Annotated in this window: 19 protein-coding genes and 1 other annotated feature; of the genes, 11 read left to right on the forward strand and 8 right to left on the reverse strand. The window is 43.7% G+C overall.

Annotated elements, in window-relative coordinates:
• Positions 1-11: 11 nt before the first annotated feature.
• From ACPW7N_RS03430 to ACPW7N_RS03440, 3 genes are all read right to left on the reverse strand, one after another.
• Positions 12-1,292, reverse strand: a complete 1,281-nt coding sequence (locus tag ACPW7N_RS03430) for an ArsB/NhaD family transporter (protein ID WP_425649611.1) — start codon at positions 1,290-1,292, stop codon at positions 12-14.
• Between the two features lie 179 nt (positions 1,293-1,471).
• A complete protein-coding gene (gene serA, locus ACPW7N_RS03435) occupies positions 1,472-3,055 on the reverse strand; it encodes a phosphoglycerate dehydrogenase (protein WP_425649612.1) in 1,584 nt (527 codons plus the stop codon).
• Complete coding sequence (locus ACPW7N_RS03440) at positions 3,048-4,202, reverse strand: pyridoxal-phosphate-dependent aminotransferase family protein (protein ID WP_425649613.1); 1,155 nt, start codon at positions 4,200-4,202, stop codon at positions 3,048-3,050. The genes serA and ACPW7N_RS03440 overlap by 8 nt, the downstream gene beginning before the upstream one ends.
• 143 nt (positions 4,203-4,345) lie before the next feature.
• Positions 4,346-4,579: a binding site (T-box leader), on the reverse strand.
• A 292-nt stretch (positions 4,580-4,871) separates the two neighbouring features.
• Here ACPW7N_RS03440 and ACPW7N_RS03445 point away from each other — a divergent pair.
• The gene (locus ACPW7N_RS03445) at positions 4,872-7,364 is read left to right on the forward strand and encodes a putative bifunctional diguanylate cyclase/phosphodiesterase (protein WP_425649614.1); all 2,493 of its coding nucleotides are present in this window, start codon (positions 4,872-4,874) and stop codon (positions 7,362-7,364) included.
• A 57-nt stretch (positions 7,365-7,421) separates the two neighbouring features.
• On the opposite strand, the gene ACPW7N_RS03450 is transcribed toward ACPW7N_RS03445, so the two are convergent.
• Positions 7,422-7,631 carry a ferredoxin gene (locus ACPW7N_RS03450; RefSeq protein WP_425649616.1) on the reverse strand — a complete coding sequence of 70 codons (210 nt, stop codon included), beginning with the start codon at positions 7,629-7,631 and terminating at the stop codon, positions 7,422-7,424.
• Positions 7,632-7,732: 101 nt separating this feature from the next.
• Positions 7,733-8,560, reverse strand: a complete 828-nt coding sequence (locus tag ACPW7N_RS03455) for a hypothetical protein (protein WP_425649617.1) — start codon at positions 8,558-8,560, stop codon at positions 7,733-7,735.
• Positions 8,561-8,772: 212 nt separating this feature from the next.
• Between ACPW7N_RS03455 and ACPW7N_RS03460 the strand changes: the two genes are divergently transcribed.
• The 6 genes from ACPW7N_RS03460 (at position 8,773) to ACPW7N_RS03485 (ending at position 14,104) form a co-directional block, all read left to right on the forward strand.
• Positions 8,773-9,885, forward strand: a complete 1,113-nt coding sequence (locus ACPW7N_RS03460) for a YpbB family protein (RefSeq protein ID WP_425649618.1) — start codon at positions 8,773-8,775, stop codon at positions 9,883-9,885.
• On the forward strand, positions 9,882-11,477 hold the full coding sequence (locus tag ACPW7N_RS03465; RefSeq protein ID WP_425649619.1) for a RecQ family ATP-dependent DNA helicase: 1,596 nt from the start codon (positions 9,882-9,884) through the stop codon (positions 11,475-11,477). Before ACPW7N_RS03460 ends, ACPW7N_RS03465 begins: the two co-directional genes overlap by 4 nt.
• Positions 11,470-12,027, forward strand: coding sequence for a CPBP family intramembrane glutamic endopeptidase (locus ACPW7N_RS03470; protein WP_425649620.1), 558 nt, complete (start codon positions 11,470-11,472; stop codon positions 12,025-12,027). The genes ACPW7N_RS03465 and ACPW7N_RS03470 overlap by 8 nt, the downstream gene beginning before the upstream one ends.
• A gap of 2 nt (positions 12,028-12,029) precedes the next feature.
• Entirely contained in the window at positions 12,030-12,728 is a 699-nt protein-coding gene (locus ACPW7N_RS03475) for a LysM peptidoglycan-binding domain-containing protein (protein WP_425649621.1), read from the forward strand.
• A 110-nt stretch (positions 12,729-12,838) separates the two neighbouring features.
• On the forward strand, positions 12,839-13,258 hold the full coding sequence (locus ACPW7N_RS03480) for a hypothetical protein (protein ID WP_425649622.1): 420 nt from the start codon (positions 12,839-12,841) through the stop codon (positions 13,256-13,258).
• A gap of 249 nt (positions 13,259-13,507) precedes the next feature.
• Positions 13,508-14,104, forward strand: a complete 597-nt coding sequence (locus tag ACPW7N_RS03485; RefSeq protein ID WP_425649623.1) for a genetic competence negative regulator — start codon at positions 13,508-13,510, stop codon at positions 14,102-14,104.
• Positions 14,105-14,210: 106 nt separating this feature from the next.
• On the opposite strand, the gene ACPW7N_RS03490 is transcribed toward ACPW7N_RS03485, so the two are convergent.
• On the reverse strand, positions 14,211-14,951 hold the full coding sequence (locus ACPW7N_RS03490; protein ID WP_425649624.1) for a PIG-L deacetylase family protein: 741 nt from the start codon (positions 14,949-14,951) through the stop codon (positions 14,211-14,213).
• Positions 14,952-15,099: 148 nt separating this feature from the next.
• On the opposite strand from ACPW7N_RS03490, the gene ACPW7N_RS03495 reads away from it, so the two are divergent.
• The 4 genes from ACPW7N_RS03495 (at position 15,100) to ACPW7N_RS03510 (ending at position 19,817) form a co-directional block, all read left to right on the forward strand.
• Positions 15,100-16,629 (forward strand): DnaB-like helicase C-terminal domain-containing protein, encoded by a 1,530-nt coding sequence (locus ACPW7N_RS03495; RefSeq protein ID WP_425649625.1) that lies wholly within the window; start codon positions 15,100-15,102, stop codon positions 16,627-16,629.
• 56 nt (positions 16,630-16,685) lie between these two features.
• Positions 16,686-17,978, forward strand: a complete 1,293-nt coding sequence (locus ACPW7N_RS03500; protein WP_425649626.1) for a Glu/Leu/Phe/Val family dehydrogenase — start codon at positions 16,686-16,688, stop codon at positions 17,976-17,978.
• 200 nt (positions 17,979-18,178) lie between these two features.
• Positions 18,179-18,613: an Lrp/AsnC family transcriptional regulator gene (locus tag ACPW7N_RS03505; protein ID WP_425649627.1), complete on the forward strand. Its 435-nt coding sequence runs from the start codon at positions 18,179-18,181 to the stop codon at positions 18,611-18,613.
• A 43-nt stretch (positions 18,614-18,656) separates the two neighbouring features.
• The gene (locus tag ACPW7N_RS03510; protein ID WP_425649628.1) at positions 18,657-19,817 is read left to right on the forward strand and encodes an MFS transporter; all 1,161 of its coding nucleotides are present in this window, start codon (positions 18,657-18,659) and stop codon (positions 19,815-19,817) included.
• Here ACPW7N_RS03510 and ACPW7N_RS03515 read toward each other — a convergent pair.
• Together ACPW7N_RS03515 and ACPW7N_RS03520 are read right to left on the reverse strand one after the other, a co-directional pair.
• Positions 19,777-20,382, reverse strand: a complete 606-nt coding sequence (locus ACPW7N_RS03515; protein ID WP_425649629.1) for a hypothetical protein — start codon at positions 20,380-20,382, stop codon at positions 19,777-19,779. The two genes, ACPW7N_RS03510 and ACPW7N_RS03515, sit on opposite strands and share 41 nt — an antisense overlap.
• Positions 20,383-20,494: 112 nt before the next feature.
• Positions 20,495-21,919, reverse strand: coding sequence for a tyrosine phenol-lyase (locus ACPW7N_RS03520; RefSeq protein WP_425649630.1), 1,425 nt, complete (start codon positions 21,917-21,919; stop codon positions 20,495-20,497).
• Between the last annotated feature and the right edge of the window lie 185 nt (positions 21,920-22,104).

Here is a 22,104-nt window from a genome sequence, read left to right on the forward strand (position 1 = left end):
TTTGGCGCCTCCTAACTAAAATAGCGGAAATAAATGTACGCATGTGACATCACAATTGACAAGATCATCAGAGGGAAGGCAACCAGCATAAACTTCACAAAACTGATTGGATGTCCTTCCTTAGCTGCCAAACCAGCGACAATGACGTTCGCACTCGCACCAATTAAGGTACCATTTCCACCCAGGCAAGCTCCTAATGCAAGGCTCCACCATAAAGGCTCCAGATTCGCGATCCCAAGGTTCCCCATCTCCTTAATCATCGGGATCATGGTGGCAACGAACGGAATGTTATCTACGAAGGCTGAGGCGATGGCGCTCAACCACAGAATCAACAGTGAGGTATGCAATGGATTACCTGCAGTCCAATCGATAGCAAGTTGTGCCAGTTGTGCGATGACACCTGTTTCTACCAAGCCGGATACCAGGACAAACAGCCCCACAAAGAAAAAGATCGTATTCCACTCGACTTTAACCAATGCGTCTTCGAGGTAATGCTCTCCCGTCAATAGCAACAGAAGAAATGCCCCCGTTAAAGCCACGGTCGCGGATTCAAGATGCAGGACTCCGTGCAAGGTAAACCCAACGATAGTTAAACCAAGCACAGCTAATGATTTTTTGAGCAGAGAAGTATCAGTAATCTCGTCTTGTTCGTTCAAGCTCATGATGTTTGCCTGCAGTTCAGGTGATGTCTTGAGATCTTTGCGATAAATCAGATAGAGCAGAAATACGGTGACAATAAGCACCAGCAGGGCAATTGGACCAAGATTGATAACAAATGCCATAAAATCTAGCTCAGGTACAGAACTTCCGATCATGATGTTGGGTGGATCACCAATTAAAGTAGCTGTACCCCCCACATTGGATGCAATGATTTCACTGATTAAATAGGGCAGCGGATTAACTTGTAGCTGTCTTGCAATGCTGAAGGTAACGGGAACCATCAAAAGAACGGTTGTAACATTATCCAGCAAGGCAGATGCCAGTGCTGTGATGATGCTCAAATACACAAGAAGGACCAGTGGATTGCCTTTTGCCACCTTTGCTGCTCGAATCGCCATGTATTTAAAAATACCCGTCTGGGCGGTGATCACAACGAGGATCATCATACCAATCAACAGTCCAATGGTATTGAAATCAATGTGATGGATGGCTTGTTCTTGAGTGACAATACCTGCCAGGATCATCAGGATACCGCCAATCATTGCTACGATCGTCCGATTGATTTTTTCACTAATGATAAAACCGTATGTAAGCAGGAAAATTCCGATTGCCCAAATTGCTTGATTCGTCATAGTAGCTCCTTTCCAAAGAGGTCATTATATGTTTGAGGATATTATTGTATACGAATATCGCTCCGTTTGGTTTCATTGCAGAGCTTTACATCCTTTACTAGTTTGCCGCAAAAAAACACCCCAAACTCATTGGTTTGGGGATTGTGAAAAAGTTTCGGATTATTTTCTTTGCAGGCTGATTAAATTTCAATTTGTCTAACGCTTTTGATTTCGCCCAGTTCGCCCAGGGTATCAAGCAACTCAGCAGACAATGGTTTATCTACGGTGAGCAGCATGATTGCGTCTCCACCGATATCTCGACGTCCTACCTGCATCGTTGCGATGTTTACTTCATTTGTTCCGAGGATCGTACCAACACGGCCGATGACACCTGGACGGTCATTGTGGTGGATATACAGCAATTGACCTTCTGCGGCGACATCGATGCCGTAACCATCGATTTTTACGATGCGGGCACCATAGCCATTTAATCTTGTACCTGCAACCGTACGTGTTTGCAGATTCGTTTTTAATTCCAGTGTAATCAGGTTGGTAAATCCGCGGTTGTGAGAAGATTTCTGTTCATTTACCGTGATATCTCTAACCTTGGCTAAATGGGGAGCATTTACATAGTTGACCTCTTCACCCAAACGGAAGGCAAGCACACCTTTCAAAATCGTACGAGTCAGCGGAGAAGTATCTACTTCTGTCAGTTCACCACTATACGTGATGGTGACTTCCTGTAATGCACCAACGGTAGCCTGTGCGAGGAAGTTGCCCAATTTTTCTCCCAACTCAAAATACGGCTGCACTTTTTCGAGAATATGAGCAGGAATAGACGGCAGGTTCACGGCATTTTTGAATGCTTCGCCACGCAGGATTTTCAGCAACTCTTCCGACACGTCTATTGCCACATTTTCCTGTGCTTCCACGGTAGAAGCACCAAGGTGAGGGGTAACAACGACTTGCGGGAGACCGATCAACGGATTGTCAACAGGCGGTTCCTGCTCAAACACATCGAGAGCGGCACCGGCAACTTTTCCAGTCAGAATCGCCTCATAAAGCGCCTTCTCATCGATGATGCCACCACGGGCGCAGTTAATCACCCGAACACCATCTTTCATTTTTGCAAATTCATTTGTGCTGAGAATGTAGCGGGTTTCTTTAGTTAAAGGAGTGTGGACGGTAATAAAATCAGCTTCACGAACAATATCTTCAACTGAGCCGCTAACAATGCCGAGTTTTTTGGCACGTTCTTCTGTCAGGAAGGGATCGAAGCCAATTACTTTCATGTTGAATGCTTTTGCACGCTTTGCAACCTCTGAACCGATGCGGCCCATTCCGATGACACCGAGTGTTTTGTTGTTTAATTCAACACCTTGGAAGCTTTTACGGTCCCATGTGCCATCTGTCAATTTCTTGTGTGCCTGTGGGATGTTGCGGGCAAGTGACATCAGCATCGCAAAGGAGTGCTCAGCAGTAGAAATCGTATTTCCATCCGGTGCATTGATGACCACGATACCGGCTTCGGTTGCAGCGTTCAGATTGATATTGTCTACACCAACACCTGCACGGCCAACTGCCTTCAGTTTTTTGGCTGCAACCAATACCTCTTGAGTTACTTGCGTTTGGCTTCGAACGAGCAAGGCATCGTATTCACCAATTTCTGCGAGTAAATCGGAAGGGGAGAGGCCTGGTTTTTGCACCACTTCGACGTCTGGAGCATCTAATAGTTTTTGAATACCGTATTCGCTTAATGGATCACTGATAAGTACTTTATACATGGTTGATTAATACCTCCTGTGCTGCTTTTACGCCAGCGCCGAGCTGGATTTCAAAGCCGATTTGAATGAGAGACATTTCAATTGCAGCGATAACCTGAATGACGTCAAGTGCATCGCAGTAGCCCATATGACCAATGCGGAAGATCTTGCCTTTCAGATGCTGCTGACCGCCAGCAACAATCATGTTGTGTTTGGTACGAAGAACTTTACGCAACTCCTCTGCATCGAAAAGACCTTGCGGATCAAGGGATGTTACAGTTGGTGAGCCATACTCATCCTTGGTCATCAGCGGGATGCCGAGTGCTTTCATCGCCGCTCGTGTCATGTCACGGAGTAGCTCATGACGCTTGATTACATTTTCCAAGCCCTCTTCTTCCAGGACAGCCGTAACTTCCTCCAGGCCGAAAACAAGGGAGACAGCAGGAGTGTAAGGTGTTGTCTTTTCGGCAAAGCTTTTACGATAGGCTTTCAAGTCAAGATAAAAGGCTTGTGGCTTGATCGATTCAATTACTTGCCATGCTCGCTCGCTTGCTGCGATAAAGGCCAAGCCTGTTGGAAGCATAAACGCTTTTTGTGAGCCTGTTACAACAATGTCAACGCCCCAAGCGTCCATTTCACAAGGCACTGCACCCAGGCAACTAACCGCATCGACAATGAACAACGCATCTGTTTGCTGGCGGACAACCTCTGCCAATTCCTTGATCGGATTTAGCACACCCGTTGATGTTTCACAATAGGTTGCAAAAACAGCCTTAACCTGTTTTTTATCTGCAAGAAAGGGAGTAAGTATCTCTGATGTAATTGCTTCTCCCCAAGCTACATCGAGCCGATGTACGAAGATTCCGTATCTTTCGCATATTTTAGCGAAACGCTCGCCGAAAGCACCACTTACGAGCACAGCTACTTCTTCTCCAGGCTGAACGGTATTGACAACCGCCATTTCCAAAGCACTAGTTCCACTTCCCGTCACGATCAGCACATCTTGAGTTGTACCAAAATACGGCTTCAACTTGGTTGCTGTTTCGGCGAACAACTTGGAGAACTGACCGCTGCGATGTCCAATCATCGGACGATTCATCGCTTGCTGCACACGAGGGGGGATAGGGGTAGGGCCTGGAATTCTCAGAATCAATTTGTCTTCAAACATGGTTTCTCATCCTCCAATTTTTTCTTTTGTGAAAAACGTATCGACGTTTTTCATAAGACTAAAATTTGACCGATTTCGGTCACCCAAAAACGGGATATCGTTTTTGGGAATAAAAAAACCTCTCGACTCCCACTACGATCGTAGTGAGGGGCGAGAGGTAAACTACGCGGTACCACCCTCATTTATTCTCTTCTTCACAAAAGAGAATCTTAACAGGTCTCAAGACCTGGAGAGATAACGGATCAACCGATCAAACCTACTATGATTTCAGTTTGTAACTCCGAAGTGCTCATCTATACTGGGAACCACCGATTCGCAGCGACCATCGGCTCTCTGAGGGTTTCCTCTATATAGCATCTCTTCATCATTGTTGCTTTGGCTATTTGGTTTTCTTACGTTGTACTTTATCACGGCAAAAACAGAGCGTCAATAGGGTGAATGAGAAAAATAAGAACATTATCAGTAAAATAATATTTATTGTTCGGAATTAATAACGCTTTCATGAGAAGAACACTAATTATATTCGTTATTTGACCATCGTGTTGAAACTTGTCTTTTATTAGGAAATTATGCTACCGAATTACCAGCTATTGTTGTAATATTGATTTTAATATAAAAAATAATTAATTTATTGATTCTTATCATAGGGGTAGATGAAAAGAGATGCAGATGGATTATTTACTTTTTGTCATGCTTCTTTCCTGGATCTTTTTTCTGTTAGGCGCATGGATGCACCATCAAATACATAATATCAATTTGGGGATGCGCTTTGCTTTTCGAAAAGTGTCAGTTATGGGATTCGTCCCCTTATTTGTAGGTTTGTCAATCATCATCACATTTGTTTCCGGTTGGTTTCTTGTCAAACATGCTGAACAAGAAAAACGAAATGAATTTGCCAAACTCGTTGGCGGACTAGCCCCTACTTTTGCGTTTGGCTTGCAAAAATTAGGGCATTCTGATATCGGTCTGTTCACAAAACCGGAGGACCCGATTTTACGTGTCGCTTCCGAAAGCATCCGGAATTGGTTAATGTACAATTCACAATTTACCGACCTGTATACCATGCGAAAATCAAACGATGGCACGATATATTTCGTCGTTGATCCAGAGACGGATACGAATCACGATGGAGAAATCAAAGGGATTACAGAAGAACGCCGTTTTATCGGAGAAGAGTATGACTACTCCTGGCCTGAGATGGAAATGGCTTTTCATGGGGTCACTGCGATTCAACCCAATCCGACATACGATAAGTACGGCTACACTATATCCGTATTTTCGCCCATTTACGATGACAAGGGGAATGTAGAGGCTGTCCTTGGGTTAGACAGTGATGGGAGAGAGTGGGAGAAGCAAATTCAGATCTCCCGACTCAGTGTAATGGGTTTTTTACTGGTGCCATTCGGATTGATCAACATGATCTACATACTGATCTTTCGCTTTCGCATGGAAAAAATCTTGCTCGGTTCACATCAAAAGCGCCTTGAACAGAGTGAAGAACGGTTTCGAAAGCTTTCAGAGGTTACTTTTGAAGGGATCATTATCCATCGAGATGGCATCGCACTGGAAATAAACGAAGCGTTCTCAAGACTTCTCGGCTATACACGAGAAGAGATAATTGGCAAGGAAGTGTTCCAACTCGCTACTGTTGAAGATCGGGATGTAATCAAACAGGCAATTCTATCGAATAGTGAATCCGTGTACGAAGCAATTGGGCTTCGCAAGGACAATACAACGTTTGATGCTGAACTGTACGCGAAAATAATCGAATACGAAGGTGGACCAGCACGAGTATCAGCCATTCGTGATATAACTGCACGCAAACAGGCAGAAAAACAGATTCATTTTATGGCGTATCATGATGATCTGACTGGTCTGGCGAATCGGAAGCTGTTTTTGGAGAAATTGGCACAAACCATTCAGTCTTCAAAAGATCAGACGAGCAAATTTGCCGTAATGTTTCTTGATCTGGATCGTTTTAAAGTGATCAATGATATTTTTGGGCATTCTTCCGGTGATCAATTGCTGAAAATCGTTGCTAGTCGTTTGGTCTATACGTTGCCTGATGATGCTACGATTGCTCGCCTTGGTGGGGATGAATTCACACTTATGCTTCTCAATATTCAAAATGAGGAACATGCAGAAAATACTGCCAAACAGATCCTGGATGTCATTGGGCAGCCTTTTGAGATTGCAGGCAGAGAGCTCGCCATTAGCGCCAGTATCGGAATCAGCACGTATCCTGAAGGCGGGTATGATGTGGAGACACTCGTGAAGAATGCAGATACTGCGATGTATCGAGCAAAGGATACGGGACGAAATAACTACCAGTTTTATACGACTGCCATGGACGCACAGGCATTTGAACGATTGGCGATGGAACAAGACCTGCGTAAGGCAATTGAACGAAATGAGCTTGTTCTGCATTATCAGCCGCAAGTCAATATTCAAACAGGTCAAATTGTCGGTGTGGAGGCTTTGCTACGATGGACGCATCCAGTACATGGAATGGTTTCTCCAGCAAAATTTATTCCTCTGGCAGAAGACACACAGTTGATCATTCCGATTGGTGAGTGGGTTCTTAGAACGGCGTGCAGACAGAATAAGCAATGGCAGGAAGCAGGTTATCCACCGAAGCGTGTCGCTGTCAATCTGTCAGCAAATCAATTCCAGCAGACGAACCTGGTGGAGGTTGTCGCCAATGTACTGGAAGAAACACAATTGGAGCCGAAGTATCTGGAGTTGGAAATTACCGAGAGCATTGCCATGCAAAATGTGGAGCACGTCATAAATACCTTGCAGCAGCTTACGCAACTAGGGATTGAGATCTCCATGGACGATTTTGGGACAGGCTATTCGTCATTGAACTATTTAAAACATTTTCCTATTCATCGCCTGAAAATCGACCAATCGTTTGTACATGATATCAATTTTGACCCATTGGATGCAGCAATTGCGACTTCTATTATTGCAATGGCTCACAGCCTGGGGCTCAACGTAATTGCAGAAGGTGTTGAGACAGAAGAGCAATTGTCTTTCCTCCAAGAGAAAAATTGTGATGAAATGCAGGGGTATTATTTCAGCAGACCGTTACCTGTGGAAGCATTAGAAGAGTTATTAAAGCAGGGGAGAACGCTCCATGACATTGCTGCGAAAGCCTAATCGACAATCCCGAAAAAAACCTCTCTACGCAGAAGCGCTGAGAGGTTTTTCTAATAATTACTCTTCAACTTTAATAGAATCGGTTGGGCAACCGTCTGCAGCATCACGAACATCGTCGAAAAGGATGTCTGGGATTTCAGCAGAGTTAGAATTGTCATCGAGTTTGTTGAAAGCGATGCCTTCATCATCATAATCGAATACGTCAGGAGCAGTAGCTCCGCACGCGCCACAAGCGATACAGGTTTCTTTATCTACCCATGTAGTCATTGTTGATTCACCTCCCGTAAATAATGGTACGTCCATACCCATTTATCATTTTATTCCTTGTTCGCAAATATTTCAAGAATGAATCCCATCTAAAATTGAACTTATTCTGTGAAGACCGGCATTTCAGGTGATTTTAAATTAGGATAGAGCTTCATTTTCAAAGAATAGAAGTCTCCCTTACGTACGGCGTCAGTCGTATCCAACACTCGATAGGCAAAAGGAATGTCCTTCCATCCTAATGCTTGAGCCTGATTCGAGTGAATGACAGAATCTACTCGAGCCGTTAAATCTTCCGGATTAAATTCAACCATTTTATTCGAGCGATACAGCTGTTCCGCAGAAAGATAATCTCTCAAGTGAAACGGATAGCTTTTCCACTGTGCTAATGAGATGGATTGTTGAGAAACCTTTTCCACGAGAGGTTTGTTCGTGACATACATCTCTTCCCAGAAGGCAACTGCCTTGTACCAATCGGCTTGTGCTCGGAGCCATTTACGTTTGAAGTCCTCAAGGTGGCGCATTTCGATCAGTTCTTGCTTTGTCATCTCACTAGTGTTGCCTTCAATCAACTGATTCATACCGTCCATGTATGCTCGCAGACTTTCGACGTAGCCCTGTTTTGCTTTTTGGAGAAGAGGTGAAGAATTCGGAACACTCACTTCCTCAATTTCTTTTAACGCATCATCCGCCTGATCAAATGCATCTGTACTGATTGATTTCAAATTTCCTGAAGATGAAGTATTCAGTTGCTCAACAAATTCGAAATGAGCTTTTTTGAATTTTTCCAGTGGAGTCATCACATTGTGATAGTATTGCACAAAATCCATTTCCTTGTACAATTTCTTTTCTTTCTCCATTTGGTCCTTATTCATCTTCAAGGTGAAGTCTTTCGTGATCGCATCAATCTCACTTTCAGACCTTGCTTTCATGACTTCGGCTCCTAAAAAAAATCCGCCAATGAAGCAAGCAAGTGATATGATTATCATGTAGGTAAAAAAGTATTCAGATCTGTTCAATCGTTTTCCCATGACCATCCTCCGTCTATGGAGTGTATCTTAAATAATCTTTGTAAAACTTTCAATAGCAAAACTAGTATAACGTATAACTTACTTCTGGGTGAATAAAAAAAGGAGCAAAACAAATGGACCTACAGGCGGAAGATAAAAGCTTTTTGATGGCGATCACCGTTAAAGGGCTCATTCCTCTGGCAAGAGAACGTACATTGCAATCTCTCTATTACGTTCTGAAAGGGAGAAAATCTAATCAAACCTATCAGGATGTACATATGTACTCTCTTTTTTCTTATTATCGGCTTTTTCCTCGTCTTTCGAAAGAGGATTGGCAAGAAATTGTTCAAGCATTGCAAAAAGCCCAGTATATTGAGCTTGTATCGTTTGACAAAGGGAACACCAAACAATCTTTCGCTATTACAATGTCAGGGATGCAATGGCAAGCAGAAACGGAAGAGAAGTACCAATTGCAAAAATGGTTGGATTCGTCGTTTCAATCGGTTTCACAAGTGACCGAGACAGAACGGTTCTGGATGAAGCTCCACTTGATGGTTCAGACGATTTCACAGCTTAGTGGCAACAAAAACTCCTTTTTCCCAGTTGTTTCTAACAAAGAAGTTCAATTGTGGGTCAAACAGCAACTCAGCATGCCTTCTAAAAGAGAAGAATGGCTAACCCATCTGGCAAATGAACTCTATCAACTGCTGCGTTACCTTCCTTCCCAGCAGCAACGATTGGTAGTTGATCAATTTTCGGGAATATCACAGGCAGGACTTACACTGGATCAAATTTCCTGGAGAGAAAAAGAACCGCACTCCTATACAATAGTGAAGTTCCGTCATGCTCTTTGCAGGCTGTATCAGATGGTTCAACAAGATCTCGGGGTGAGTTTGCCGCATTTGTATAGCCTTGTTGACACAGGAAAACAGCAGCGTATGCCGATTAGTGACAGTGCGTTTCAGACTTATCAATTGCTGGTAAAAGAAAAGGATATAGATACGATCGCCAAACGTAGAAACCTGCGCAGGGGAACCATCGAAGACCATCTGATTGAGATTTCACTCAATGTCCCACAGTGGGACCATTCATCTTTTTTATCGCAGGCGGCAAAAGAAGAAATCGTAGCAACCAGTGAACAGTACGGTACGAAACGACTTCGTTTGATACGGGAGTATTTGCGCAATCAGTACAGTTATTTGCAAATTCGTCTAGCATTGGCGCTGAAAAAGGAGAACAAAAATTGAGGAATGTAGGTCTTGAAGAGATTTTACAAGAAAATTGGGGATTTTCTGCGTTTCGCAGCGGGCAGCGTGAGATGATTGAGCGGGTGTTGGCTGGTAGGAATGTACTGGGAATTATGGCTACAGGCGGCGGGAAGTCCATTACATATCAATTGCCTTCTCTCGTTCTGTCAGGCGTCACGCTGGTCATCACCCCATTGATCTCTCTTATGATCGATCAAGTGCAGCAATTGCGTTCCAGAGGGAGAATGGATGCCGCGTATATCAACAGCTCTTTGACTTCGGATGAGATGAATAGAGTCTTGCAGGATGTTGCTAAAGGGCGCTACAGGCTCATCTACATCTCACCTGAAAAACTGTCACAGCCTTATGTGATTCAATTGTTAAAAAGGCGTGGAGTTTCCCTTTGTGCTGTCGATGAGGCGCATTGCATCTCACAGTGGGGGCATGACTTTAGAACGGACTATTTGCGTCTGCCACAAATAGTGAATGACCTTGGGAAGCCACCTGTGTTAGCTGTGACTGCTACGGCAACACAAGCCGTGCAAGAGGAATTGTGCGAGCTTTTTTCTATTGACGTAAATGATAAAATAATTCTATCACTTGATCGCTCAAACATTGCTTATGATCTGAAAAAGGTTGAGACTGAGCAGGAAAAAGTGAAGCACCTGCTTGAAGCGATACAAAGGCTAGGCGGGCCGGGAATAGTTTATTGTAGCTCCCGTCAGTCTGTTGAACAGCTTGTCTCTTTCTGTCACCAAGCAGGACTTACTACTGTATTTGGATATCACGGCGGGATGAATGCAATGGATCGGGTCTTGATTCAGGAGCAGTTTTTGCGTGGTGAGATTTCTGTTATCATTGCGACGAATGCATTCGGAATGGGAATCGACAAATCGAACATTCGTTATGTGTTGCATTATCACTTTCCAGCCAGCATTGAGGCATATGTCCAGGAAGTAGGCAGAATGGGCCGGGATGGCGGGCCAGGATATGCCTGCGTGTACTACGATCAGAACGACTGGCACATACATAACCGCCTCATCCAGAATGAGTTTCCAACTGCACAGGAGATAAACAGTTTTTTTCAATTGCTCTCTCAAACGGGCAAACAACAGGGACGCGCAGAGCTCACGATTGTTGAGTTGCAGGCATGGCTGGGTGTATCGGAGCAAACACTGCGCATGCTTTTCTACTACGCCGAGAAAGCGGGCTCCATTCAACAGGTGAACCAGACCGTACGAGGATATCAGTTTGACTGGGCAGTTCAACCATCCGCTCGTATTGCTACAGAGATTGGAAGCAGGCTAGAAGCAATTAAACAGGCGAAGGTGGAGAAACTGCGGAACATGCAACAATGGTTGGAAGGCAATAGCTGTTTACGGTATTCCTTGAGCAATTACTTCGGTGGAAGTGAAACCGTTCAACCAGAGGTGTGTTGTGCAAACTGCGGGATCGATCGATCAAAATTTGAATTTCTGGAAGAGGCAGATGTGAAGATGGATCAAGAACCTTGGAATTTAAAATCCTCTTTGCAAAAGTTGTTTCCTGGCTTATTGTTTGACATGGAGGAGGCTGGCATAGAAGTTGAGTAATCCCCTTGACAGTATGGACGACAAGTTTTTACGATACAACCTTCTGTTAACACAAGGGATTATCGTGGTTTTTGCTCTGGTCGGAAGCTGGTTTATCCATTCATGGGTCAGCTTTACACAGCTATTTCACTTTCCGGGATGGCAGCCAATCGGATATGCAGTATTGTTTGCTCTGGTTATCGTTCTCATCAGTGTAGGTTCAGAAAAAATCTTCCCCAAGAGTTGGGTTGATGATGGAGAAATCAACCAACGAATATTTCGCAATTTATCATTCACGCGAACAGCATTGCTATGTATGATTGTAGGTATCGCAGAAGAATTCCTGTTCCGTGGTGTGGTGCAATATTGGATTGGGAATGGATGGACCAGTGTACTGTTTACACTGATTCATATACGCTATTTAGCCAAACCCCTGCTGCTCGTCATGGTATTTGGGACGAGTTATGGGTTAGGCAGTTTGTTTGAAGCTCAGCATAGTTTACTTGTGCCGATAATCGCTCATAGTCTTCTGGATTTTCTTTCAGCGCTCATTATCCAAAGAAGGAGGTAATCATGAAACAGAATCGTTCCCATCGAAAGGTTCAGGTTGTTCAAGAAACCGAACAGCAATTGGAAGGGTTACCCCCGCGAAGTCAGCGACACAGCTCCAAGCCAAAACGTAAGATTGCCAAATATTTTCAAATAGGTTTGCTTGTATTTGGTACGATTGCTGTCGGGCTGATTGTTTTTGAACTGATTCAAGCAAGCACCAAATCGAATATCGCCGTAACATATACGGAGCCTGTGGCAACATCATCGCCTGTGGAAGTTCCAGCAACAGAAGTGCAAGGGACACCATCAGTTACGAATGCATTGCCATCAAAGAATAATACAGAATCTGAAGGTGCGAATCCTGCGAAAGCAGCTACTCCCGAGAAATCGCCAACAAGCTCTGTAGCCGGGACGAAAGAAACGCCGCAAATAAGTAAGGGATCAGATCCGAAGCAGACTCCGCAACCGAATGTACCATCTCAAACAAAACAAGCTCCGCAAATGAAAGAAGTCTCGCAGGCAAAGCAAACTCCCACTCCGGTAAAACCGGCAGAGCCAAAAGCAATCAAACATCGGGTGGTCAGCGGTGACACGTTGTTCAAGCTGTCAAGAAAATACTATGGAAATGGAATGGGTGTTGAACGGATTGCGAGATACAATGGCTTGAATCAAAACAATCCTTTGCCTGTGGGTAAAGTCATCTATATTCCCGTTCGTTAACTTTTTTGGACCTTTTTCGAAGGGTCTTTTTTTTGTATATGCAGATGGGTAGCATGTGCGCAATCCAGATACATATGATGTGGAAAGAAAGAATGGGAGAGGCGGGGGAGATGATGATTTTTTGGCGTGATATTATCATCGGCTTTCTTGCGTGGTGCGGCACGATTTATGCCGAAAAGAGAATGACCACTGCTCTTTTTATTGAGCCTCGAAACACGTCAGACTGGTTGATGCTGCTCATGTTTAATCCGGTTTCACTATTGATTACCATCAGTTTGATTGGGATTACGCTGTATACCTTTTATCGAATGATCAGAAGACATATCGTGAAAGTAACGTATCGGAGAATTTTTCCAGGGTTGGAGCGGCTGCTGCATATCGTCCTGATTTTATACGGTTCTTTTTTGACAGTTATTACCGTAATAAAATTTCCGCTATTTGGAAGTGGTATTTTGTGTTTGCTTGTTCTTTATGAGATTATTCAATTCCTTCCCGCACGCTCCAAAAATATCGATGACGGACTCTACTAGTCCAACCAATCCCTCGATCAAGCACATCATGTGGGGCAGAAAGCTTTGTTCTTGATTTAATATTATGGTATGATAGATAAAAACTTTTGATTGCCAAGCCTCATGCAGGGCAAACAAGATAACTGGCAGATACTCGGAAAGCACTTAGAAAACATGCGGAAATTGAGAAAAAACGAGTATCATGCTGAGAACTATTACAGGCTCTTTAACATACCCTGTAATACGACTGGATGGCGAGGAGGGACAGTCATGCGTGTAGAACGCCTTGGTCAAGACAAGATACGGATCTTTCTAACGTTTGACGATCTAACGGAACGGGGCATCGAAAAAGAGGATATGTGGCGTGACATTCCTAAAGTGCACGAACTGTTCAACGACATGATGGAACAGGCATATGAAGAGCTTGGTTTTGAAGTGTCTGGTCCAGTAGCCGTTGAAATCTTTGCCTTGCCAGCTCAGGGAATGGTCGTTATAGTAACTCGTGGAAAAACCGGATCAACCGTTGAGAAGGAAGAGGACGAGGACGAGGCTGTCTACGAGATGGAGGTAACTCTGGAAGAGAGCGACCTGATCATCTATTCTTTCCGAGACTTCGAACATTTAGTGGAGGCTTCCCATCGGATTAATTCAATATTAACCAACGGTGGAAGCATCTATTATTATCAAAATAGATACTATCTTGTTATCGAAGAACTTGATTTGGATCAAGAACGTTACCACAAACTAATTGCGATCCTCTCTGAGTATGGTGAAGTAACGCCCACGACCATATACGTAATTGAAGAGTATGGGAAAATCGTGATTGAAGACGATGCCGTAAAAGAAATCTGCAGAAGGTTCCCATAATCGAGAAGCACCCGCCGTTGAATATTCATCGGGGGTGCTTTTTTACATGCTGTTTTGATTTGACTTACATTTTGTTTTGACTTACATAGTAACGGGTATATGTAACCTACAGCAAACCGGCGAACAAATCATCTTCTTTTTCTTGTATGGTGTAGTTCGGAATATTATGCCAAACTAAAATAAAGTGGTTGATGCTTCGTACGTGGCTGTAATCACCTTGGCGGATACCAGGGAACACTCGATCAACGGACATATGCTGTGTTCGATGTGCCAGCAAGGCTTTTGCTGCATGATCTACATAGTTTTCTCCCTTGATTGCGGTGGTAATTACTTCAGGCGAGTCTGTAAATATGTTTTTGACACCCACGAATGGCTCAACTGAAGGCAGTGTGCAATGATAAAGCTTTTTGACACTGCTGTTTTCCTGAGAAGTTACTGCAACAGACGTCGCTCGTGAAATAATGCGATGATCCTGATGTCCTGAAATGCCATGCGGTGCGAAAGTAATGACAATTTCTGGTGTGTATTTTTCAATCGCTTCAACGATGTGAGCGGTTAGCTCCTGCAAAGGAACTGTATCCAGTTTTCCATCCATGTAGTCAAGCAAATCCAGTTGCGTGATACCAAGAATCTCACAGGCTTCTCGTAACTCTTGTTCACGCACGGCAGGAAGCTCTTCCTGTGTGCAAAGTGGTGGATTTCCGGGTTTACCAGCTTGCCCCCGTGTTGCGCAGAGCAGAAGCACTTCAGTATCTGGTCTATTTGCATATTTCGTGATTGTCACTCCCGACGTGAAGCTCTCGTCGTCTGGGTGAGCAAAAACAAGCAAAATTTTGTGTAAAGACATACCAGTTCCTCCTAGAAATAATGCGTATCAGAGCACCTATCAATGCTGATAAAACGGATGAACCGTTTTATTATATATTATCACACATGTACAAAGGGTTGACGATCAGGAAGCAGCCTATAACTGGGGATTAGAGGAGTGGATTGGAATGGGAGATATCACACCGGAAGTAAAAGTTGTGACCAAACGATTTTCGTGGGAAGACCTGGACGATCTGGTTAATACCTACACCAAGCAACTAACACCAGAAGCAACAGAGTACCTAACCTCACGGGGGATTGAAGAGAAAACGGTAGAAGGATACCAGATTGGTTTTGAACCTGCCAAAATCGGGTTTCATGCTGCCAATGCGGGTATGTTAACAGGGTATTTCAGTAATTGCATTGTGTTCCCCATTGTTGACCTGCATGGAAAAGTAATGGATTTGGTTGGACGAGCTATCGATAACAAAGAGCCAAAGTACCGTAGTCTACTGGGCAGAAATGATTTGTTCTTTAATCATCCGGTCTTGGATATAGCAGAAGATGTCATTTTGGTTCGAAATCTGTTTGACGTACTGTCGCTGGCGCAACAACAGTTGCCGGCAGTTTCGATTCCGGACATGTCGTTGTTTAAAGAACAACATGCCACATGGCTAAAAGACAAGCGTGTATTTATTTGCTATCCGAATGATGAATCAGGACGCAGAGAAAGCATTCGGATTGCCACACTTTTAGAGAATATTGCTACAGAAGTATATATTGTCCACCTTCCCGAGGGGCTACGAGATGTAAACGATCTATTCTGCCGTCACCCGCAAGCGACAGAAGTGTTTATGGAGTTATTAAACGTCGCTGTTTCGGAAAACCTAAAATTACCCGTTTTTCCTGATGTTCGAAGTCTTACAGTATTTACAGAAGAGTATACGAAACGTCAAAAAGGGATTGTTAGCGGAATTTCAACCGGTTTCGCAAATTTGGACCAAAAGCTGATTGGCGGACTTCGCACGGGATTATATCTTGTAGTAGGGAACGTGTCTTCAGGGAAATCGACTTTTTTGCGCCAGCTTGCAGATCAGATCGCACAGAAGCAGACGCCGATTGCTTACGTATCCTGGGAAATGACGGCTTATGAACTGTGGTGCATGAGTATGGCTCGCATCCTGCAAATCCCATCACAGGATATTTTAGCAGGGAAAATAGAACCGGAAAGAATCCTCCAAGCGTCACATAAGTACGCCCAAACGGCCAAAAACATGTGGACCATTGAAGGCAATTTGGCAACCACGCTCGATGAGATGGAGGAAATGATCAATCGAATTATTCAGTCGATTGGGAAGCCGCCTGTTATCATTATCGATAATCTGTTCCGTATCACTTACCGAGATGCCAACGGTACAGTAGTACACAACAATCAGGCAATGATCGCTTATTTATTGCATCAGTGGTCACGTCAGTGGGATACAGCTATTATTATTTCTGCTCCGCTTAATAAAAACAATACATTAGAAGTCCATCCTTTAGTGGAAGCGTCCGTAGATACATTGATCCATTATGAGGCAACACCTTGCACCAACGCTGATCAATCCGAGGTGGATGACATTTCACTTCACCTCCTAAAAAACAGAAACGGTACGGGTGGAACCGTTCATTTACGCTTTGAAAAAGAAAAAGCGCAATTTTCTTCTTCTCTTCTGTGAGCCAAGCGTGTATACTTAACGATGGATTTACCGACAACTTTTTGAGGTGGTAAAGAATGGGTAATCAAGATGTGGTAACCGGCAACACCCAAGGGACAGAGAAGCAACAAGAAAGCTTAAATCTTCTTACATCAACCCAAACGGTGATCAAGGAAGCACTAGAAAAACTAGGTTACCAGGAAGCAATGTACGAACTGCTCAAAGAACCTTTGAGAGTCCTGACAGTACGTATTCCAGTTCGTATGGACAATGGTGAAGTAAAAGTATTTACAGGTTACAGAGCACAACACAACGATGCAGTAGGTCCAACAAAAGGTGGAATTCGTTTTCATCCTGAGGTTACTGAGGATGAAGTGAAAGCGCTTTCGATTTGGATGAGCTTGAAAGCTGGTATCGTTGACCTTCCGTATGGCGGAGGAAAAGGTGGAATCATTTGCGATCCTCGTGAAATGTCTTTCCGAGAACTAGAGCGTCTTAGCCGTGGATATGTACGTGCGGTGAGCCAATTGGTTGGTCCATCCAAAGACATCCCTGCTCCAGACGTATTTACGAACTCGCAGATTATGGCATGGATGATGGATGAATACAGCAGAATTCGCGAATTCGACTCTCCTGGATTTATTACTGGAAAACCGATTGCACTTGGAGGATCTCACGGCCGTGAAACCGCCACTGCAAAAGGGGTAACGATTTGTATCCGTGAAGCACTGAAACGCCGTGGCATCCAACTGGAAGGTGCACGCGTAGTCGTTCAAGGTTTCGGTAATGCAGGAAGCTACCTGTCTAAATTCATGCACGACATGGGTGCCAAAGTAGTAGGTATTTCAGACGCATACGGTGCACTTTATGATCCGAACGGTCTGGATATTGACTATCTGTTGGATCGTCGTGATTCATTTGGTACTGTTACGAAATTGTTTACAAACACGATTTCCAACAAAGAACTGCTTGAACTGGAGTGCGATATCCTTGTTCCTGCGGCTATCGAAAATCAGATTACTGCAGCTAACGCACACAATATCAAAGCAAGTATCGTAGTGGAAGCGGCAAACGGACCAACAACATTGGAAGCAACCAAAATCTTGACTGAGCGCGGAATTCTTTTGGTTCCTGACGTATTGGCAAGTGCGGGTGGCGTAACCGTATCTTACTTCGAGTGGGTACAAAACAACCAAGGTTACTACTGGTCTGAAGAAGAAGTAGAAGAAAAGCTGGAGAAAGTCATGGTTAAATCGTTCGAGGCAGTCTACACAACTGCTCAGACTCGTCGAGTTGACATGCGCCTCTCTGCTTACATGGTTGGTGTTCGCAAAATGGCGGAAGCATCCCGTTTCCGTGGCTGGGTTTAATTCATATTCAATGGAATGTGCAAGCTGACGTCTTTTCAGACGTCAGTTTTTTTGTTTTAAAAATGTAAGACAAATCATTTGCATGGAAGAAAAATTAATGATAAATATGTAAATGCATAAATAAATTATGTAAAATAAAGAATATAATTAAAAATCAGCGGACTGATTTTTTCAACAGTAAGAAATAAAGGAGGATTCCGATGGATTTAGTCGATACCAAAATTATTCAATTACTCAAGCAAAACGGAAGAATGACTAGCTCTGAAATGAGCAAGCATACTCATTTGTCTATCCCTGCGGTTGCAGAGAGAGTTCGTAAGCTCGAGGATAGGGGAGTGATTGAACGGTTTACCGTGAAGCTTAATCGTGAAGAGATGGGGCAGACAATGCTCGCTTTTATCTTTGTCATTTTGGAGCGAACAGAAGATATCTCCGTGTTTCGGGACAAGATTATTCAAGTTCCAGAAGTACTGGAATGTCACCATTTGGCTGGGGAGTATGATTATTTGCTGAAAGTAGCCGTAGAGGGAACGAAGGGGCTGGAAGCATTTATCTCAAATTCGTTGAAAGCAATCAAAGGCGTCGCAAAAACAAACACCATTATCGCCTTATCGACTTTAAAGGAGGAAGTCTAAGATTCAAAACAAATACTTTACACTTATTTTGCTGGCTGATTTTTTGGCGATTGCTGGCCTATGGTTCGGAATCTTTGCCAATCTTCAGCTATTGACCACACTGGTACCTTCCGATTTTGGTAAATCGCTGGTTTTGCTGGTCGGTCCTGTTTGCTTGATCTTGATCAGCCCTTATGCAGGCAAAGTAATTGACCGTTCTTCACATCAGAAGATTTTGACATGGAGCGGGCATGCACAACTCATCTGTTCACTTGTTTTATTGGCAGCTTTTCTGATGCAATCTGTCATCCTAATTATCGCTGGCTTGGTTGTGCTGCATGTTTCGAATGCGTTTTATACTCCAGCAATCAAAAGTGTCATCCCGTCAATCGTGCCAAAAGAGCAGTTGCTTGCCGCTAATTCGATGTACTTAAATACGACCACAATGGCACGAATTACAATTACGGGGATCACAGGGATTGCTCTGGCCTTCGTTCCATTATGGGGCATTTATCTCTCTATGATTGGATGTTATCTCGTGATGAATGGCATTCGCTACTTTATAAAAATCGGGGAGCGATCAACACCAATCCACAAGCATAAGAAAGTATCCTTCCTAGAAGTATTTCAATTGTTGCGAACTGAACGAAGTCTCATTATCCTCTTGATCAATATCGCGTTGATCTATCTTTTCTTAGGTGGTTCCAATCTGATTATTCTTGAGTTTAGCCTGTTGTATGACAATCATGCGGTGCAAGGGTTTTTGTATGGGGTGGAAGGTGTAGCGTTACTGATTGCGGGGGTAGTAGTTAGACGATCCTTTGGCAAATCCAATACGCTGAAACGAAACACGTTATTTGTGTTGGGAAGTGCGATTGCTGTTTTCTGTATATACGGAGGTACCAAATGGCTGTGGATTGCCTTTGCTGGTTACGCGATGTACGGTTTTATCGCTGGTTGTTGGTTTCCCTCTTATTCAACGTTAAGTCAATTGACAGTGCCTGAGAGTATTCGTGGTCGATTTTTTGCTTTCCAGGAAATGTGGAACAGAATCATGCAGCAATTGGCGCTGGTATACACCGGAATTATGTTCGACTGGGTTGGACTTGGTAAACACCTGCTCTTTACGTCTATCATCATTTTTTCGGGAGCTGCACTGGTTTTAGGATATCTTTTCATGAATCTCAATAAGAAACCAGCTTGTACAACCTCCATAAACGGATAAAATACCAGATTACGAGAGAAAAAAGGATAGACATCGGAATCAAAAGTTCGAGTGGATAGTCTCGCTCCAGTCGCTTGATTTTATGTAAAATTGGTTCTTGTACATAGTCTGTGTGTTTTACTGAGGAAGTTATCATACGCAGTGTATAACCCGAGAGAGCAGGCTCAAAGCTCGAATTTCGTGAGGTTAGCCATACCTCTATCATATCACCCTGCGAAACGAGAATTGGGCTCGCACCAACATAATCAATGGCAGACCAACTGGGGATATAGTGATAGTTGAAGGAAACCAAGTCGCCTTCTTGCAAGGTAAGTTCATTAGGTGTTTTTACTACTTTGGTAACAAGCAGTTGAATCGTACGATACTGCTTCGGTTGATCTGGATCGGTTGTCAAATCAGCCAATAACTGATCATGCTGGATTGCCCCAATCAAATGAAGGGGTGCTTCGTTTTTTATTTTGCTGATTTCTGATGGTGGCGGGGATGCCAGTGAGAAAGACGGGTCACTGTTGCCGAAAACGAAAGCAACGATGAGACAGAGCAGCAGTCGAAAGCTCAACTTCAATGGTAATCACCTCCAATCTGGAATTCTTGTAGTAAAGACGGATTAAAGCTAAAAAAGTTTCAAAAAAACAACCCTCTCCACTTTCAATGGAGAGGGTAAGTTTGTCATTTCGTTATGGTGCTGTCACAGTTGATTTCGCTTCCTGCATAATACGTCCTGTTCCCGATAACGGTTCGAACCTTGCGTTGAAGAATCGCAGAGTAGGTGGTTCATAAGTCATTTTCAGTCCGCTGATCAGGTCTCTCTTTTCGTATAAGGAGATGACAGAATCAGCAACGACATCCATGTGATTATTGGTGTACACACGTCTTGGAATGGTGAGGCGAACCAACTCCAGCTTCGGACGGTTATGCTCCTTGGTGTCTTTGTTGCGACCAGCGGAGACGATTCCTCTTTCCATGGAGCGTACGCCTGAATCCAGATACAAAGCAGCAGCCAATGCTTGCGCAGGGAATTCATCTTGTGTCAGATGCGGCAAGAAAGCACGGGCATCCAAAAATACGGCATGACCACCAATTGGGCGAACAACCGGAATGCCTGCATCAATGAGCTGTTGACCAAGATAACGAACCTGATTGATTCGGTGGGAGATATAATGATCTTCCACAGATTCATAAATCCCTTGTGCCATCGCTTCCATGTCACGACCTGCCATACCTCCGTAAGAAGGCATTCCCTCATAGAGAACGACCAGCTCTCTTGAGCGCATATACAACTCTTCGTCGTTCATTGCCAAAAATCCACCGATATTAACCAGGCAGTCCTTTTTGCCGCTCATAGTGCAGCCATCGGAGTACATCATCATTTCTTTCAGAATCTCTTTTACTGATTTATCCGCATAGCCAGCTTCTCTTTCCTTGATAAAGAAGGCGTTCTCCACACATCTGGTTGCATCAAACATCACCGGAATGCCGTGTGCCTTACATAATGTATAAACGTCACGCAAGTTTTGCATACTGACTGGTTGGCCACCAGCAAGGTTAACCGTTACTGCCACACACACATAAGGGATTTTTTCAGGACCAACTTTTTGTATCAGATCGTTCAATTTTTGCAAATCGACATTTCCTTTGAATGGATGCTCAACCATGGAATCATGTGCTTCATCTATAATGATATCGACGAAAGTAGCGCCATTTAACTCCTGGTGGGCACGGGTAGTTGTAAAGTACATGTTTCCTGGAACATAATCACCTGGTTTGATTTTGATTTGAGAGAGGAGATTTTCAGCGCCTCGCCCTTGGTGAGTCGGGATTACATACTTGTATCCATAAACTTCTTTAACTGCCTGTTCTAGTCTATGCCAGCTTTTGCTGCCTGCGTATGCTTCGTCACCGACCATCAGGGCTCCCCATTGACGGTCACTCATGGCGGTTGTGCCGCTATCCGTGAGCAGATCGATATAAACATCCTCCGAATCGATCAAAAACGTATTAAAGCCTGCTTCCGACAATGCCTTTTCCCGTTCCTCATACGAAAGCATTTTTAACATTTCAACTGATTTGATTTTGTATGGCTCGGCAGTTCTACGATTCATGCTGGTTAACCTCCTACAATATTTTCGAATGATTCTGTAAAGAAGTATACGAATTCGAAATATTTCCAGCAAGAATACCGATTAATGTTACAAAGCTTTAAACCGTTTGGCGAATAAAGGATTTTTGTCACAAAACGGTCATAACTGTTTTTCACAGAAAAAAGCGCAATCCACAGAAAAGAATT

Source organism: Brevibacillus nigriterrae (assembly GCF_049846925.1).
In the GTDB taxonomy this organism is placed as follows: domain Bacteria; phylum Bacillota; class Bacilli; order Brevibacillales; family Brevibacillaceae; genus Brevibacillus_H.